The organism is Gluconacetobacter liquefaciens, assembly GCF_003350405.1.
In the GTDB taxonomy this organism is placed as follows: Bacteria; Pseudomonadota; Alphaproteobacteria; order Acetobacterales; family Acetobacteraceae; genus Gluconacetobacter; species Gluconacetobacter liquefaciens.
In genome coordinates this window covers 18910-35430 of record NZ_QQAW01000007.1, presented here as the reverse complement: position 1 = coordinate 35430, position 16521 = coordinate 18910, and the positions used below count along the sequence as shown (strand labels likewise).

Here is a 16521-nt window from a genome sequence, read left to right as displayed (position 1 = left end):
CATACAGACGGCCCGCAGACAGAAGGAATCCGATTATGACGACATTATCAGGCCGCAAGGCCTTGATCACAGGTGCCGGCTCGGGCATCGGGCGCGAAACCGCACGGGTCCTCGCACAGGCCGGCGCGCTGGTACTGGTCAACGACGTGTCTGAAACCGCCGCCCATGCCACCTGCACCGCCATTGCCCAAGCCGGCGGCCGCGCCCAGTCCTACACTTCCTCCGTCGCCGACCCCGACGCGGTGCGGCGCCTGTTCGAACAGTTCGATGCCGAAGGTAACGCGCCCGACATTCTCGTCAACAATGCCGGCGTCAGCGGCAACGGGCCAACGCTGGAACTCGACGACGCCAACTGGGACCGGGTCATCAGCATCAACCTGAACGGACCGTTCTATTGCAGCCGCGAGGCCGGACTGCGCATGCGTGCAGCAGGCGGGGGCGCCATCGTCAATATCGGCTCGATCTATTCCACCGTGGCAGCACCGCAACGCCTGTCCTACTGCACGACCAAGGCCGCGATCGGCATGATGACGAAATGCCTAGCTCTAGAATGGGCGGATTTCGGAATCCGCGTCAACTGCGTCGCTCCCGGCTATGTCGACAGCGCCCTGACCCGCGAATTGGCCGCCACAGGCCGCCTCGACCTCGCGGCGGTGGAACGCCGCATCCCCCAGCACCGCCTCGGCCAGGCCGAAGAAATCGCCGACGCGGTGCTCTACCTCTGCGAACCGCGCAGCGCACACATCACCGGCCATATCCTGGCTGTGGATGGCGGCTGGACCGCCAACGGCTATCTTTGACGCCCCTCAGGGCATGCCGGCCGCCTCCGAGCGGGCCGGCCCGGAATGAAAGCTGTCATCATGACGACAAGACCTGGAACAGGCATACGATGGCGTATCGGCTCGCTTCTCGCGCTCGGCGTGTTCGTCAATTATATTGACAGGATCGCGCTCTCCGTGGCCTCGCCGCAACTGCAGGCCGAATACGGGCTAACGAGCATCCAACTCGGCTGGTTGTTCAGTGGCTTTTTCTGGATCTACGCTTTCGTGCAGATTCCCTCGGGTCTGCTCGCCGACCGCTTCGGCGTGCGGGCGACGATGCGCGCCAGCACGATCCTGTGGACTCTCTCCTCGGGCCTGACCGCCCTGGCCGGTAGCTTCCCCGGTTTCCTCGCCGCCCGCATGCTGCTGGGCCTGGCCGAAGCCCCGGCCTACCCGGCCGGTACCAAGGCGACCGGATACTGGTTTCCACGTAGCGAACGCGGTACGGCAACAGCCCTGTTCGACGCGTCGGCGCGCTTCGCCAACGTCGTCGGCGTGCCGCTGGTCGCCGTGGTGGCCGTCCATCTGGGCTGGCGATGGTCGTTCGTCATGACGGCCTGCCTCAGCCTGGCCTATGCGCTGGTGTTCTTCACCACCTATCGCGATCCCTCCGCCCATCCTCACCTGACGCAAGAGGAATATCGCTATATCCGCGATGGTGGCGCGGCGGCGGAAGGCACGCCCAGCGCAGGCAGCGGCTGGGCGTCGCTGCCCTACCTGCTGCGGCAGAAGAAAATTTGGGGCATCATCCTCGGTTTCGCCGCCTACGGCTATTTCTTCACGCTTTTTCTGACATGGATGCCCAACTATCTCGTCAGGCAGTTCCATGTCAGCATGATGCAGTCGGCGGGGTATGCCATGCTGCCCTGGGTCGTCGCCACGGCGGGCGAACTGCTGGTTGGCGGCTGGCTGATCGACGCCTTGTGCCGCAAAGGTTATGACGAGACCCGGACCAGAAAGATTATGCTGCTGCTTGGGTTCGTGCTGGGGCTGGCGATGATCGGCGCCATCTTCACCAGCAGCCTCGACTGGGCGATCTTCTGGATCTCGATTTCCCTGGGCGGACTGTCCAGCGCGGCACCGGTTATCTGGAGCCTGCCGTCCCTGGTCGCTCCCCGTGGTGTTGGGGGCACGGTGACGGGCATCGCCAATTTCGCCAATAATGGGTTCGGCATCGTCGCGACGGTTCTCACCGGCTATCTCGTCAGCCTGACCGGTTCGTTCGGGGCGGCCTTCGTCTGCGCGTCAGTCATGCTGTTGGGCGGATGCGCAGCAATTGCCATTCTGCTGAAATCCTTTACACCTGTTGAAGAACCCCCGGCATTGCATACAGCAGGGCAGTTCACAGCCATGCTGCCGGAAGACCCTTTACAACTTTGACCGGCCCCTGCAGCGGCCGAAACCGTTTCTCCCACGGATCGCCCTCCATCGGATAGCCTATGATCGAAGACGACACGCTTCATCAGCCACTCGCCGCCACGGCCTTGCGCATCGCCGATGCCCTTCGGTACGATATCCTGGCAGGGACCCTGGCGCCGGGGACGCGCGTCCGGCAGGAAGATCTGTCCGCGAAATTTGGTGCCAGCCGCATTCCGGTGCGCGAAGCACTCAAGGCGCTGCAAAGCGAGGGCCTCCTGCGGCTGAAGGCCAATAGCGGGGCATGGGTCGCCAGCATGAGCCGGGTCGAATGTCTGGAAATCTACAAAATCCGTGAACGTATCGAACCTCTGGCGCTGAGCGAAAGCATCCGTCTCATGCCGGAAAGCGCGATGGATGTGCTGGAAAACCTGGCCGACCGGGTGGAGCAGGCCAAGTCGATCGAGAACTTCATCCAACTGGACCGGGAATTTCATCTGCGCAGCTATGAATATTCCGCACTGCCCGAGCTGAACGCGATGATCGTGCGATATTGGAACACGACACAGCAATATCGCCGCGCCTACATGCACAAGGTTGGCTTCAACCGCCGCCCGGTCGTCGATTCCGAACACCGCCTGCTTGTGGACGCCATCCGCAGGCGCGACGACTACAATGCGGAACGCCTGCTCCAGGTGCACATCCGCCGTACCCGCCTGGAATTCGAGGAAAACAAACTGTCCATGATCGACTGAACGCCTACCTGATCTTGTCGACAATCAAAAATGGGGGTCAACAACCATGACAGGATTACCCGGACTGCGCGGTGTGGAGCATATCGGCTTCACCGTGCCCGACATCGAAGAAGCTACCCGCTTTTTCGTCGATATCATCGGCTGCCAGCATGTCTATTCTTTGGGCCCTTTCCAGTCTGACGATGACTGGCTGCCGGTCCATCTCCACGTTCCTCCCGGCACCGTCATGCGCGAACTCCGCTTCTTTCGCTGCAAGAACGGGCCGAATTTCGAAATCTTCGAATATACATCCCCCGGCCAGCGGCAGACGCTGCCGCTCAACAGTGATGTCGGCGGCCATCATCTCGCCTTCTATGTCGATGATTTCGAGGCGGCACTATCCTACCTGCGCGTCCACGGCGTCCGCCTTATGGGCCACCCGACCTGCCGCACCACCGGCCCCAGTGGCGGGCAGACATGGATCTATTTCCTCACCCCATGGGGTATGCAGATGGAACTTGTCAGCTTCCCGCACGGAAAACTGTACGAAAATACATCCGACATCACCCTGTGGCATCCCCCGGCGGACTGACGCACGACCGGTTCGGCAAACTCCACTCACAATAATAGCAAAAAAAGAAAAATCATGAAACAACCCCGCCGGCCGGAATGAACTCTGTGGACCGGAAGCGGTTGATAAGGAAATAAAACAGGGCCGCAAACGGTTCATGTTTTCAAGAACAATAGCAACGAATAAACGCGCCGAATGATCCGATCCACAGGCACGGCACGGCTTGCGCTGCCGGGAGCGGACTCGTTCCAAAGGAATAACAATATGCGTCTTGTCTCTGACCCGGAGCGCGGGACATCCGGTGCCGCACAGGCCGTCAGTTTCCGGCATTATGCCCGCATGGCCTATCCGTTCGGCATCGCCTGCCTTGCCGGCTGGCTGGCCTGTCACGCCCTTCCCGCACGCGCGCAGGACACATCTCCCGCACGACACACAACCGAGCCGCAGGCAACTGGCGACAGCACCACCCCGGCGCCCTCGACACCGACCGGGCCGGCAACCGTCCCCACGACAACCGTAAAATCCGCCTCGCCCTCCTGGCTGCAAAGGATCGTCGGCGACCGCCCTCAGGCCTCCGGCGCGCCCATCGTGTCCAACCCGACCCCGTTCGCCGAAACCCAGCCGACCGTCCCGCTCTACGAGGAAATTCCGGGTTTCCTCCAGGCATCGTACGGACCGCCCTCATTTGGTCCGCCCTATGGGACTACGCACATGTTTGGCGACTGGGGCGGCGTACAGCCCTGGTTGCAGAAGCGGGGGCTCTATTTCGCGCTCGACGTTTACGAAGATGTCGCCGGCAACGTTGCAGGCGGTAAGAGGCGCGCCTACAGCGACGCCGGACAGGTGGGCTCCACGCTGGATGTCGACTGGCAGAAACTCCTGAATGGAGGCGCCTGGTCCAACGATTTCTGGCTGCACCTGCTGGTGGTCAACGGCCACGGTACCAACCTCAGTCGCCTGTATGGCGACAACAGCAACCAGGTTCAGCAGATCTACGGCAGCCGTGGCAATGTAGTGGCGCATCTGGTCTGGGCCTATTTCGAAAAAGCCTGGCTGCACCGCAAGATCGACCTAGCCGTCGGCTGGGTACCCTCGGGCACGTTCTTCCAGAACTCGCCCTGGGTCTGCAACTACATGAATGTATGGCTGTGCGGCGGCGAATCCCCGACCAAATTCATGGCCGGCAGCCGTGGCTGGCCGTCGGGCAATATCGGCACCACCCTACGGGTGATGCCGACGCGACAGTTCTACTTGATGGGCGGCCTCTTTGCCGTCTCCCCCCACGCCTATAATGGCGGCATCTCCGGCTGGGCCTGGGGGCAGGACAATCTCGGCAAACTGTCGTCACAGTTCGAAGTCGGCTGGATTCCGGCCTTTGGCCCCGATCACCTGATCGGGCATTACAAGGTCGGCATCATGTACGACAATTCCCGCTACAACGACCTCCACGACGACATCCACGGCAACCCGTGGGTGCTCACAGGCCTGCCGCCGCGCAGACGAAGCGGACAGACCTCGGTCTGGGCGCTGGCCGACCAGATGCTAATCCGTCACGGCCCCGGCGAAATGAATGGCCTGATCCTGGGCGGCTATTTCGGCTGGGGCTCGGGCCAGACCTCGCAGATCAGCCACAGCTTTACGGCCGTGCTAATGGATACCGGCGCCTGGTGGAACCGTCCGCTGGACAGCGTCGGCATCGCATTCCTGTGGTCGAAATTCAGCCGCGCCGCCACCCTGTCGCAGGAAGACGCGGCGACCAACAACCTCCCGCTCCCTGGGGGCAATTACGGCCTTCCGTACGGCGTCCAGGGCCACGAATCCATTTACGAGGCGTATTACGGCTTCCACATCATGGAGGGCTTCACCATCAAGCCGGACTTCCAGTATATCAACCATGTCGGAGGAACGACCGTCTTCAAGGACGCGATCGTCCTCAGCACTGCCGTGAACCTCGCATTCTAGCGGGTTGGTGGCTTCTGTGATGACGATCGGCGGAGAGGACGGTGTTTATGCGGCCGTCAGCGATCTCGCCCAAGCGCCGGGACGCCGCCGTTACCTGCCCACAATGGGCTTATCGCAACCAGCATCTGGTGGAAAACCTTTGGGCCCGTCTAAAGGAATGGCGGGCCGTCGCAACGCGATACGAAAAGACCGCCGCTTCATTCCTCGCTATCCTTCACCTCGCCGCAGCCACAGATTGGATCAAGATCTAACAGAGCCTAGACCAGTACGGAGGCTGCCTTTGATAACTCATTGGATTGATTTTCCCGCCAGGAGATTACGCGTAGCCTTTATCGTTTCAAATATCACGGACAATATAATCAAATTTTTTATTAGGGCGGCACTTCTTGGAACGGGAAATTTTCTACGAGAGAAGCGTCTATCGATCCCTCCGCATTATCACTTTTCAAGACCATCGTGCTTTCTGATTTGAGATTTACCTGCGATTCCATTTCAATCTAGTTTTAAATGCCGTTTTATAGAATCTCGCTCGATAGACGGTCGTTTGGTTGTCACCAATCATTACCGTGCATTGCCTTTTCTTCCTGCTGCGAACTTAGCCGAACCAGATCGTCATCATACTCATGCCAAATACGACCGAGAGCATTGTGGCTACGAAAATTTCTGCACCGATCACCTGTTGGCACGCAGCCATTGTGATCGCGCTTACCGGCCAGCGCGCTCACTCCTATGACTGCACCAGCCGATAGCCGACCCCGGTCTCGGTCACGATATGCCGTGGCCGCTCGGGATCGTTTTCGATCTTCTGCCTGATCTGGCGGATATAGACGCGCAGTTGCTGCACGTCGCCGCTCGCCCCCCATAGCTGGCCCATGATGGTCTGATGCGTCAGGACACGGCCGGCATACTGCACCAGCATCCGCAGGATATCCCACTCGCGCGGCGACAGCCGGATTTCCTCCTCCCCCCGAAAGACCTGCCGCCGCACCAGATCGACGCGCAGATCGGCCGAGACGAAGACCGGCACGGTACCCTGCTGCTGCAACGCATGCCGCATCGCATTGCGCAGCCGGGCGATCAGTTCCGCCGTGCTGAACGGCTTGGTCACGTAATCGTCCGCGCCCGCTTCCAGCGCGGCCACCTTGCCGCGCTCGTCGTCACGCACCGACAGGATGACGACCGGCATATCCGGCCTGTCCGCGCGCATGCGCCGCAGCACCTCGGCACCGTCCAGGTCCGGCAATCCCAGATCCAGCAGCACGATATCGGGATGCTCCTCGACGGCCATCCGCAGCGCGGCGGCACCGGTCGCCGCCTCCAGCGTCCGCCAGGACTGGCTGCCCAGCGTCGTCCGCAGCAGGCGCCGGATGGCCGGCTCGTCATCGACGATCAGTACGCACGGATCGCTCACACCGCTCCCCTCGCCTCCAACGGAAAGGTCATGACAAAGACCGCACCCTGCCGGTCGCGCCGGTTTCGTGCAACGATCGTGCCGCCCATGGCCTCGACGAACCCACGCGCAATGGCCAGCCCCAACCCGGTCCCGGCCCGCGCGCGATCGGCGGAAAGAAAGCGCTGGAACTTGCCGAACACCTGCTCGGTGTCCTCCACGGCCAGCCCGCTCCCCTCGTCCAGCACCTCCAGCACCAGCCCTTCCGGCCGCAACGCCGCCCGGATCACGATCCGCGTGCCCGCCGCCGTGTGCTTTCCGGCATTGTCCAGCACATTGAACAGGGCCTGCTCCAGCAGCACGTCATCCAGCAGCGGCATCGGCAGTTCGGGTTCCATCTCCAGTTCAACGCGGTGATCGGCCAGGATGCGCGCCGCCCGCCCCAGCGCGCTCGCCACGATTTCCGCCACATCGACCGGCTCCCGGCGGGGCCGCAGCGCTCCGGCCTCCAGCCGCGTCATGTCCAGCAGATTGGCGACGAACCGGTTCAGCCGTTCGGCCTCGTCGCGAATGGTCGCCAGAAGGTCGTGCCGGCCCTCCGGCCCCATCGTGTCGCCGTAACTGTCCAGGCTCGACGCCGCCCCCAGGATCGCCGACAGCGGCGTACGCAGATCGTGGGAGATCGAGGTCAGCAGCGCTCCCCGCAGCTTGTCGGTTTCCGCATTCAGCCGCGCCTGGTCCAGGTCCCGCGCCAGCGTGATCCGCTCGACGGCCGATGCCGTCTGGTCGGCCAGCGCATCCAGCAGGCGCTGCTGCTCGGCATCCAGGATCGGCCCGTCGCGGTCCGTATCCAGCCCGATCACCGCGACCGGCCCGCGCCCGGTCCGCATCGGAAGGAACAGCCAGCGCGTGCCCGGCAGGTTGTCCGAGCCCCGGCCGGCCACCTTGTCATGCTTCCACGCCCAGGTCGCCGCCGCCAGATCCTCCTCGCCGATCCGCTGTCCGGAATTGTACGACGCCTGCACCGACAGCCGCCCGTCCACAGGCAGCAGCATCACCACCTTGCGGTCCAGCACGGTGGCGATCTGATGGCTGGCCCCCCACAGCAGGTCGTCCAGCGTCCCGATCCCCGCCAGCGTCCGGCTGAACAGATAGAGCGATTGCGTGACCTCGGCCCGATGCCGCGCCACCACCGCCTGATTGCGTACCCGCGCGCCCAGATTGCTGGCAATCACCGCCGTGGCGAAGAAGAAGAACAGCGCCACCACATTGTCCGGCGCCGCGATCGTCAAAGTATAGAGCGGCGGCAGAAAGAAGAAATTGAAACACAGCATCCCCAGGACCGACGCCCACAGCGACGGCCCCAGCCCGTAGGCCACCGCCGCACCCAGGATCGCGGTCAGAAACGCCAGCGACACATTGCTGACCGCAAACCCCTGCCGCAGCAGCAGCGCCACCGCCAGCGCGCAGGCCACGATCAGCGTGCTGGCCAGATAGGGGCCGACACGCCGCGCCCGCGCCGGGGGCGCCCCGGCCAGATCTGGCTCGCCGGCTTCCGATCGCGGCACCACATGCACCGGAAACCCGTCCGCCCACTGGATCAGCCGCTCGGTCGTCGCCTGGCCGAACCACTGGCGCAGCCGCCCGCCCCAGCCCCTGCCGGCGGGGTGCGCCGCCACGATCTGCGTCACGTTCTGCGCGCGGGCATAGGCCAGCGCGTCCAGGGCCACATCCTGGCCAGGGATGGTCACGGTCTCCGCGCCCAGCGACTGCGCCAGATGCATCTGCGTGGCCATGCGCGTCCGCGCGTCCGGCGTCAGGTCGCGGCTGGTCTCGACATGCAGCACGATCCAGGGCGCATGCAGCCGGTCGGCCAGCCGCCGGGCATAGCGCAGCAGGCTGGCATCATGGTCCTGCAACGTCAGGCAGACCAATATCCGCTCCCCCGCCGCCCAGGGGCCGGAAATGGCATTGGCCTTCATGTGGTCGACCAGTTGCGCATCCACCTGCTGCGCGGTCTGGCGCAGCGCCAGTTCGCGCAGGGCCGTCAGGTTGCCGGGCGAGAAATAATGCAGCATCGCCCGCCGGGCCGTCTGCTCGGCATAGATCTTGCCGTCGCGCATGCGCTGCAACAGGTCGTTGGGCGTCAGATCGACCAGTTCCACCTCGTCGGCGCCGTCGATCACGCTGTCCGGCACCGTCTCGCGCACCCGCACGCGGGTAATGGCGGCCACCACGTCGTTCAGGCTTTCCAGATGCTGGATGTTGACCGTCGTCAGCACGTCGATCCCGGCGGCCAGCAGTTCCTCGACATCCATCCAGCGTTTCGGGTGCCGCGAGCCGGGGGCGTTGGTATGCGCCAGTTCGTCCACCAGCACCACGCGCGGATGACGGGCCAGGATCGCATCCAGGTCCATCTCCCACACCGTCCGCCCACGATAGGCGATCGCCCGGCCCGGTACCACCTCCAGGCCGTCCAGCAGCGCGGCCGTCTCCGCCCGCCCATGCGTCTCCACCACCCCGGCGACCAGGTCCACCCCGTCGCGCAGCAACTGGTGGCCCGTCGTCAGCATCTCGAACGTTTTGCCAACACCCGGCGCCGCGCCGAGAAAGATCTTCAGCCGCCCCCTGGCACGCGCCGCGTCCTCCTTTTCCGTACGGCGCAGCAAAGCATCAGGGTCGGGGCGATCGGGGCGCGTGTCCATCGTTCAGCTCAATGCAACGTATCGAGGGCCAGGTTCAGTTCCAGCACGTTCACGCGCGGCTCGCCCAGCCAGCCCATCAGCGGGCGTTCGACCATGCGGTCCACCAGCGCGCGCACCGTCTCCTCGCCCAGGTGCCGCACCCGCGCCACCCGCGCGACCTGAAACAGCGCGCCCTGCGGCGAGATATCGGGATCGAGCCCGCTGCCCGAACTCGTCACCAGATCCATCGGCACCGGCAATCCCGCCAGCACCGCTTCCGGATTGTCGGCTTTCAGCCGCGAAACCGCCGCCGCCACCCGCTCCACCAGCGCCCGCGATGTCGGCCCGGCATTGGACGCCATCGAAGCCGCCGCATTATAGGGCTGCGCCACCGTCTTCGACGGATCGGCCGGGTCCGGCCCCACGGTCACCGAGGGCCGGCCGTGGAAATAGCGCGCATCGGCAAAATCCTGGCCGATCAGCGTGGACCCCACCAGCCTGTCCCCCTTCATCACCAGACTGCCCCCTGCCTGGCGCGGCAGCACATATCCGGCCACCCCCGCCATCGCCAGCGGATACAATATGCCCGTCACAACCGACAGGAACAGAAAAACCACCAGCGCGGGCCGTATGGTGCGCACGATCGTCATGATGGACCTCCTCAGGCCAGGCCGATGCTCGTCACGAGCATGTCGATCAGTTTGATACCGGCGAACGGAACCAGCAGCCCGCCCACCCCATAGATCAGCAGGTTGCGCCGCAGCAGCACCGCCGCCCCCACCGGGCGATAACGCACGCCCTTCAACGCCAGCGGGATCAGCACGATGATGATCAGCGCATTGAAGATCACGGCCGACAGCACGGCACTCTCCGGCGTGGCCAGATGCATGACGTTCAGCGTCCCCAACTGCGGATAGAAGCCGACGAACATCGCGGGAATGATCGCGAAATACTTGGCCACGTCATTGGCGATCGAAAACGTCGTCAGCGCGCCGCGCGTCATCAGCAGCTGCTTGCCGATGCCCACGATCTCGATCAGCTTGGTCGGATCGCTGTCCAGATCGACCATGTTGCCCGCTTCGCGCGCCGCGACCGTGCCGGTATTCATGGCCACGCCCACATCGGCCTGCGCCAGGGCGGGCGCATCGTTGGTCCCGTCGCCGCACATGGCGACCAGCTTGCCCTGGGCCTGTTCCCGGCGGATCAGGTCCAGCTTCGCCTCCGGGGTCGCCTGGGCCAGAAAATCGTCCACGCCGCTTTCCGCCGCGATCGCCGCCGCCGTCAGCGGATTGTCGCCGGTGATCATGACGGTCCGAATGCCCATGCGGCGCAGCTCGGCGAAGCGCTCGCGGATGCCGCCCTTCACCACGTCCTTCAGATGCACCACGCCCAGCAGGCGCCCGTCATCGGCCACCGCCAGCGGCGTGCCGCCCTGGCGGGCGATATCGTCGGCAATCGCCCGTACTTCCGCCGCCCCGGCGGCCTCCGCGCCCACCGCGGCCAGCACGCTGTCCACCGCCCCTTTTCGAATGCGGCGCGAGCCGATATCGACCCCGCTCATGCGCGTCTGGGCGGTAAAGGGCACGAAGACGGCACCCAGCGCATGCATCTCCCGCCCGCGTATCGCGAACTGCTCCTTGGCCAGCACGACGATCGAGCGCCCTTCCGGCGTCTCATCGGCCAGCGAGGCCAGCTGCGCCGCATCGGCCAACTGTTGCTCGCTCACCCCCGGCACCGGGGCGAAGCGCGCGGCCTGCCGGTCGCCGATCGTGATGGTCCCCGTCTTGTCCAGCAGCAGCGTATCGACATCCCCCGCCGCCTCTACCGCCCGGCCCGACATGGCCAGCACGTTGAAGCGGATCAGCCGGTCCATGCCCGCGATGCCGATCGCCGACAACAGCGCGCCGATGGTGGTCGGGATCAGCGTCACGAACAGCGCGACCAGGATCAGCACGCCGATATGCCCGCCCGCATACTGCACGAAGCTGGGAATGGTCGCGACGGCGAAGATGAAGATCAGCGTCATGCCCGCCAGCAGGATCGTCAGCGCGATCTCGTTGGGCGTCTTCTGCCGCTGCGCGCCCTCGACCAGCGCGATCATGCGATCGAGAAAGGTCGAACCCTGGGCGGCGGTGATGCGGACGACGATCCAGTCCGACAGCACGCGCGTGCCACCGGTCACCGCCGACCGGTCGCCGCCGCTCTCGCGGATCACCGGCGCCGATTCCCCGGTAATGGCCGATTCATCGACCGACGCGATGCCGTCGATCACCTCGCCGTCGCTGGGAATATGGTCCCCGGCCTCGACCAGCACTACATCGCCCACCGCCAGTTCGGGTGCGGGGATCGGCTGGTAGAGGCCCGTGCGGGTATAGCACCCCGCATCGTCGGCCAGCAGCCGCTTGCCCAGCGTCTCGGTGCGGGTCCGCCGCAGACTGTCGGCCTGCGCCTTGCCCCGCCCCTCGGCCACCGCCTCGGCAAAATTCGCGAACAGCAGCGTAAACCACAGCCAGAGATTGATCTGGATGGCGAAGCCCGCATGCGCATGACCGGTCGCCAGGTCATGCACCAGCAGCACCGTGGTCAGGATCGTGACGATCTCGACCACGAACATCACCGGGTTGCGCCACATGATGCGCGGATCGAGCTTGCGAAAACTTTCGGCGATCGCGGGCAGAAGCAGATCCGCCCGCAGAAGGCCGCCCGTCGTCGAAGAACGGGAAGATTGACGTGTCATGGAGGATCCGCCTCTCAGAACAGGGTGCCGCGCAGCATCGTCAGATGCTCGACGATGGGGCCGAGCGCGAGCGCGGGCAGGAAGGTCAGGCCGCCGACGATCACGATCACGCCGCTGACCAGGGCGATGAACAGGCCGTTGTCGGTCGGGAACGTGCCGGACGTGGCCGGCGCCACCTTCTTCGCCGCCATCGCCCCGGCAATGGCCAGCACGGGGATGATGATGAAGAAGCGCCCCACCACCATCCCGATCCCCAGCGCCAGGTTCCAGAACGGATTGGCGGTCAGCCCGCCGAAGGCGCTGCCGTTATTGGCCGCCGCCGAACTGTAGGCATACAGCGCCTCGGTAAAGCCATGCGGCCCGGTGGCCGACAACGCCGACAGTCCAGGCCCCGTCACGACCGCGATCGCGGTGAAGCCCAGCATGACCAGCGGCAGGCACAGCACCGCCAGCATCGTCATCTTGACTTCGCGCGCCTCGATCTTCTTGCCCAGATATTCCGGCGTACGCCCCACCATCAGCCCGGCCATGAACACGGCGATGATGGCAAACAGCAGGACCCCGTACAGGCCCGCACCGACGCCGCCGATGATGACTTCGCCCAGCATCATGTTGACCAGCGGCACCAGGCCGCCCAACGGCAGGAAGCTCTCGTGCATCGCATTCACCGCGCCGCACGACGCATCGGTGGTCACCGTCGCGAACAGCGCCGACGCGGCGATACCGAAGCGCGTTTCCTTCCCTTCCATGTTGCCCAGCGCCGGGTCCACGCCCAGCGCCGCGATGGCCGGGTTGGCATGCGCCTCCGCCCAGTAGGTCACACCCACGCCGATCAGGAACAGCAGCGCCATGGCCGAGAAGATGGCCCACCCCTCGCGCTCGCGCCCGACCATACGGCCGAACAGGTTGGTCAGCGCCGTGCCAAGCGCGAAAATGCACAGCACCTGCACGAAATTGCTCAACGCCGTGGGGTTTTCAAACGGATGGGCCGAGTTGGTATTGAAGAACCCGCCACCATTGGTGCCGAGCATCTTGATGGCTTCCTGTGTCGCCACCGGCCCCAGCGCGATCGTCTGGCGCGCGCCTTCCAGCGTCGTCACCTCCACCGATCCATGCAGGGTCTGCGGCACCCCCTGCCAGACGAAAAACAGGGCCACGACAACCGAGATCGGCAGCAGCACATACAGCGTCACCCGCACCAGATCGGTCCAGACATTGCCGATCGTGCCCGCACCCCGTCGTGCGAAGCCGCGAATGACGGCCGCCGCCACCGCGATCCCGACGGCGGCGGACACGAAATTCTGCACCGCCAGCGCCAGCATCTGGCTGAGATGACTCATCGTCGTCTCGCCGCCATAGCTCTGCCAGTTGGTATTCGTCACGAAACTGATCGACGTGTTGTAGGCCAGGTCGGGCGCCACCGGCCCCAACCCCGCCGGGTTCAGCGGCAGCAGCACCTGAAAGCGCAGCAACGCGTACACCACGACGAAGGACACGGCCGAGAACAGCACCACCCCCGTGGCATACTGCACCCAGGACTGCTCCTCCTCCCACCGTATCCCGGCAACCCGATAGAGCCCGCGTTCCAGCGGGCCGAAGATCCGTCCCAGAAAATGGGGCTGTCCCTCCAGCACGCGCTGAAGGTACCCACCCAGCGGCCGCGTCATCGCAACGACGCACAGGAAGAAGGCCGCAATGGTGATCCATCCGGAAAGCGACATGGCGTCAGAACCTTTCAGGATGCAGCAGCACGGCGGCGACATAGGCCAGAAGACCGACCGTCACCCCGCCCGCAAGGACAAGTTCGAATGTCATGGCGTTCAGATCCGCGCACAGAAGGCCACGTAGCCCATGCAGACGACAAATCCGCCGAGCCCGATGCCAAGGTAAAGACAGTCCAGCATGTGAATGCTCCCTTTCACGCACCGGAAGTATCCCGCCGAACCCCATAGGGATGACAGAGGAGGCACCCGCCAATCCCATAGGAAAGTCATAGGAATTCCGCACAAAGTCGCGCCGGCGTCCCGGCACGCCCTTGTCGGCCGCCATCACCTGCGCCTAGCTGCCTTCCATTATCGCCACCACGCATCCCGTCGCGGCGATTCCCGACACTCCTTGTGGAAGACACATGAAAAACGAAACCAGAGAACAGGGCGGCGCGTCATCCCGGCCGTCTTCCCGCTCTCCCGCCGCACGCTGGTTCGGCCGCATGGCCGTCATGGCGGCCATCGTCCTGCCCGAGGCCGCGCTGGCCGATGCTGCCCTGGCCGACGACGCCGCCGACTGGCTGCACGGCATCACCGTCGCCGGCCAGGTCGAGGGCGGCATCAACGCCAACCCCGCGCGCCCCGCCAACGGCGTCAATTTCGGCCAGTTCTTCGGCGACCGGGCCAACCAGGCGCAGCTCGACCAGCTCACGCTCACCGTCTCGCGCGCCGTCGATCCCACCGTCCAGCAGATGCAGGTGGGTTTCTTCGTGCGCGGGCTCTACGGTGCCGACGGCCGTTACTTCAACATCGCGGGCATAACCGACCGCGCCATCACCAGCCGCTATCAGTTCATCATCCCGCAGGCGCATCTCGACGTGCACCTGCCGCTGATGCGCCACGGGCTGGACATCCAGGCCGGCATCCTCTCGTCCCCCATGGGGGTGGAATCGCTCGATCCCGCCCTGCGCCCGTTCTATACGCTGTCCTACACGACCGAATATTCCACGCCGTTCGAACATGTCGGCGCCATGGTCCAGTGGCACCTCACCAGCCATCTCGATGCGCTGTTCGGCATCGACACCGGCAATCAGGTCTCGTTCGGCAAGGGTGACAACAACGACGCTCCGGCGGGCTATTTCGGTCTCGCGGCAACCGGTCTGGCCGGCGGCCGGCTGTCCGTCACCTATCTGGGGCGCGTCGGGCCGGAAGATTCGGTGCGTGCCCTGGGCAACCGCGCCAATTCCGCGCAGCGATTCTGGAACGACCTCAGCGGCACCTTCAAATTCACCGACCGCTTCTCCGCGACCGCGGAACTCAACCTGCTGCACGACGAAGGACTGCACGCCAACACATACAGCGCCGTCGGCTATCTCAGCTATCAGGTCAGTTCCTCGCTCACGCTCAATGCGCGCGGCGAGATTTATCGCGACGATACCGGGCTGCTCGTCACATCCTTCGTCGCCGACGATGCCTATATGCGCTCCACGCTCGGCCAACCCACCCGCACTCAGTCCGCCCCCGCCACCACGTATGGGGCTCTGACACTGGGCGCCACCTGGCACCCCACGCTCGGCCACCCCGTCAAGCTGTTCGAACTCCGGCCCGAAATCCGCTTCGACCGGTCGTTGAACGGCACGCACCCATTCAACGACCTGCGCAATACCGGCCAGTTCACCTTCGGTATCGACGCCGTGCTGGGCTTTTGAAACCCGCACGGCGAACCGGGCGGGTCAGACGAATATCCCCGACGCTGCCGACCAAGGGCACCAGGTTGGCCTCGGCCAGGCGTTGGGTGTAGTTTCATGGCAAGATATTGAACGCCCCTGTCACGGTGATGGATCAGGGCGTCATCCGGCAATCTTCCCGAAATGCCAGGTCGTCACACTGCATAAAGTATCACACGATACGATCATGAATGACCGTGATGGCAATAACATCTTGATCGTATGGTACGATGGCGGCTGTCCTCTCTGCCTGCGCGAGATCGCATTAATGCGCCGATTAGATCGTGCGCGGCGCATCCGCTTTGTCGATCTGACCGACCCGTCGCAGCCCTGCCCACTCGACCGGCAATTGATGCTTGATCGTTTCCATACCCGAAAAGGTCAGGTGTCCTACGAAGGCGCGGCAGCCTTTGCCGCCATGTGGCGCGCCATTCCGGCATTGCGACCACTCGGCGAACTCGCCCGGCTGCCCCCGGTCTTGTGGGCTCTGGAGATGACTTACCGCCATTTTCTAAGGGTACGACCGACCATACAGCGATGGCTGACATGACGGTTGCAGTTGTATTAGGTGCCGGAGGGGGTATCGGGCGTGCAGTCGTCGAACGGCTTGCACGTTCAAGGCGCTATGCGTCTATTCATGCCGGATCGCGCCGGTCATGTATGGGCTTCGGCGCCCATATACGGCCCTTCACTTGGCGCAGGAAATGGGCGCGCGAATGGAGCGCCGTGCGCTATTGCTCAGACAGGTGTCGTTCAGCCAAGACCGATCAGAAAACGTTCGGCGTCGCGCGTTAGTTGTGCCTGTTTTGCTGGCAAGAATTCCTGCCCTGTAT

The 16521-nt window shown here is 64.3% G+C and carries 14 protein-coding genes and 1 pseudogene; 9 read left to right on the top strand and 6 right to left on the bottom strand.

Annotation, left to right across the window (positions count from 1 at the left end):
• The first annotated feature begins 35 nt into the window (after window positions 1-35).
• From C7453_RS12655 to C7453_RS12630, 6 genes and pseudogenes are all read left to right on the top strand, one after another.
• Window positions 36-800 carry an SDR family NAD(P)-dependent oxidoreductase gene (locus C7453_RS12655; protein WP_114727912.1) on the top strand — a complete coding sequence of 255 codons (765 nt, stop codon included), beginning with the start codon at window positions 36-38 and terminating at the stop codon, window positions 798-800.
• Window positions 801-860: 60 nt separating this feature from the next.
• On the top strand, window positions 861-2201 hold the full coding sequence (locus tag C7453_RS12650) for an MFS transporter (protein WP_114727911.1): 1341 nt from the start codon (window positions 861-863) through the stop codon (window positions 2199-2201).
• 59 nt (window positions 2202-2260) lie between these two features.
• Window positions 2261-2932, top strand: coding sequence for a GntR family transcriptional regulator (locus tag C7453_RS12645; protein WP_114727910.1), 672 nt, complete (start codon window positions 2261-2263; stop codon window positions 2930-2932).
• Between the two features lie 46 nt (window positions 2933-2978).
• Window positions 2979-3503 carry a VOC family protein gene (locus C7453_RS12640; RefSeq protein WP_114727909.1) on the top strand — a complete coding sequence of 175 codons (525 nt, stop codon included), beginning with the start codon at window positions 2979-2981 and terminating at the stop codon, window positions 3501-3503.
• A 243-nt stretch (window positions 3504-3746) separates the two neighbouring features.
• A complete protein-coding gene (locus tag C7453_RS12635; RefSeq protein ID WP_245949016.1) occupies window positions 3747-5444 on the top strand; it encodes a carbohydrate porin in 1698 nt (565 codons plus the stop codon).
• 59 nt (window positions 5445-5503) lie between these two features.
• Window positions 5504-5695 (top strand): annotated as a pseudogene (locus tag C7453_RS12630) (transposase); the annotation flags it as partial.
• A 476-nt stretch (window positions 5696-6171) separates the two neighbouring features.
• Here C7453_RS12630 and C7453_RS12625 read toward each other — a convergent pair.
• The 6 genes from C7453_RS12625 to C7453_RS12600 are packed head-to-tail and all read right to left on the bottom strand — an operon-like array spanning window position 6172 to window position 14070.
• Window positions 6172-6855 (bottom strand): response regulator, encoded by a 684-nt coding sequence (locus tag C7453_RS12625; RefSeq protein ID WP_114727908.1) that lies wholly within the window; start codon window positions 6853-6855, stop codon window positions 6172-6174.
• Window positions 6852-9539, bottom strand: coding sequence for a sensor histidine kinase (locus C7453_RS12620; RefSeq protein WP_114727907.1), 2688 nt, complete (start codon window positions 9537-9539; stop codon window positions 6852-6854). The genes C7453_RS12625 and C7453_RS12620 overlap by 4 nt, the downstream gene beginning before the upstream one ends.
• Window positions 9540-9547: 8 nt before the next feature.
• Window positions 9548-10168 (bottom strand): potassium-transporting ATPase subunit KdpC, encoded by a 621-nt coding sequence (gene kdpC / locus C7453_RS12615; protein WP_211311057.1) that lies wholly within the window; start codon window positions 10166-10168, stop codon window positions 9548-9550.
• A gap of 11 nt (window positions 10169-10179) precedes the next feature.
• On the bottom strand, window positions 10180-12255 hold the full coding sequence (gene kdpB, locus C7453_RS12610) for a potassium-transporting ATPase subunit KdpB (protein WP_114727906.1): 2076 nt from the start codon (window positions 12253-12255) through the stop codon (window positions 10180-10182).
• 14 nt (window positions 12256-12269) lie between these two features.
• The gene (gene kdpA / locus C7453_RS12605; RefSeq protein WP_114727905.1) at window positions 12270-13976 is read right to left on the bottom strand and encodes a potassium-transporting ATPase subunit KdpA; all 1707 of its coding nucleotides are present in this window, start codon (window positions 13974-13976) and stop codon (window positions 12270-12272) included.
• Between the two features lie 4 nt (window positions 13977-13980).
• A complete protein-coding gene (locus C7453_RS12600) occupies window positions 13981-14070 on the bottom strand; it encodes a potassium-transporting ATPase subunit F (protein WP_114727904.1) in 90 nt (29 codons plus the stop codon).
• 403 nt (window positions 14071-14473) lie between these two features.
• Here C7453_RS12600 and C7453_RS12595 point away from each other — a divergent pair, with 403 nt between their 5' ends.
• The 3 genes from C7453_RS12595 (at window position 14474) to C7453_RS19805 (ending at window position 16483) form a co-directional block, all read left to right on the top strand.
• Window positions 14474-15670 carry an outer membrane beta-barrel protein gene (locus tag C7453_RS12595; protein ID WP_371858499.1) on the top strand — a complete coding sequence of 399 codons (1197 nt, stop codon included), beginning with the start codon at window positions 14474-14476 and terminating at the stop codon, window positions 15668-15670.
• A 205-nt stretch (window positions 15671-15875) separates the two neighbouring features.
• Window positions 15876-16238 carry a DCC1-like thiol-disulfide oxidoreductase family protein gene (locus tag C7453_RS12590; RefSeq protein ID WP_114727903.1) on the top strand — a complete coding sequence of 121 codons (363 nt, stop codon included), beginning with the start codon at window positions 15876-15878 and terminating at the stop codon, window positions 16236-16238.
• Window positions 16226-16483, top strand: coding sequence for a DUF2256 domain-containing protein (locus tag C7453_RS19805; protein WP_375285432.1), 258 nt, complete (start codon window positions 16226-16228; stop codon window positions 16481-16483). Before C7453_RS12590 ends, C7453_RS19805 begins: the two co-directional genes overlap by 13 nt.
• Window positions 16484-16521 lie beyond the last annotated feature (38 nt).

What these genes read in the sequence shown, in the direction of transcription:
- C7453_RS12650 (WP_114727911.1), top strand. Translation starts at nt 861, where the DNA reads ATGACGACAAGACCTGGAACAGGCATACGATGGCGTATCGGCTCGCTT.
- C7453_RS12620 (WP_114727907.1), bottom strand. Translation starts at nt 9,539, where the DNA reads ATGGACACGCGCCCCGATCGCCCCGACCCTGATGCTTTGCTGCGCCGT.
- C7453_RS12640 (WP_114727909.1), top strand. Translation starts at nt 2,979, where the DNA reads ATGACAGGATTACCCGGACTGCGCGGTGTGGAGCATATCGGCTTCACC.
- kdpC (WP_211311057.1), bottom strand. Translation starts at nt 10,168, where the DNA reads ATGACGATCGTGCGCACCATACGGCCCGCGCTGGTGGTTTTTCTGTTC.
- C7453_RS12645 (WP_114727910.1), top strand. Translation starts at nt 2,261, where the DNA reads ATGATCGAAGACGACACGCTTCATCAGCCACTCGCCGCCACGGCCTTG.
- C7453_RS12600 (WP_114727904.1), bottom strand. Translation starts at nt 14,070, where the DNA reads ATGACATTCGAACTTGTCCTTGCGGGCGGGGTGACGGTCGGTCTTCTG.
- C7453_RS12590 (WP_114727903.1), top strand. Translation starts at nt 15,876, where the DNA reads ATGAATGACCGTGATGGCAATAACATCTTGATCGTATGGTACGATGGC.
- C7453_RS12655 (WP_114727912.1), top strand. Translation starts at nt 36, where the DNA reads ATGACGACATTATCAGGCCGCAAGGCCTTGATCACAGGTGCCGGCTCG.
- kdpA (WP_114727905.1), bottom strand. Translation starts at nt 13,976, where the DNA reads ATGTCGCTTTCCGGATGGATCACCATTGCGGCCTTCTTCCTGTGCGTC.
- C7453_RS12635 (WP_245949016.1), top strand. Translation starts at nt 3,747, where the DNA reads ATGCGTCTTGTCTCTGACCCGGAGCGCGGGACATCCGGTGCCGCACAG.
- C7453_RS12595 (WP_371858499.1), top strand. Translation starts at nt 14,474, where the DNA reads ATGGCGGCCATCGTCCTGCCCGAGGCCGCGCTGGCCGATGCTGCCCTG.
- kdpB (WP_114727906.1), bottom strand. Translation starts at nt 12,255, where the DNA reads ATGACACGTCAATCTTCCCGTTCTTCGACGACGGGCGGCCTTCTGCGG.
- C7453_RS19805 (WP_375285432.1), top strand. Translation starts at nt 16,226, where the DNA reads ATGGCTGACATGACGGTTGCAGTTGTATTAGGTGCCGGAGGGGGTATC.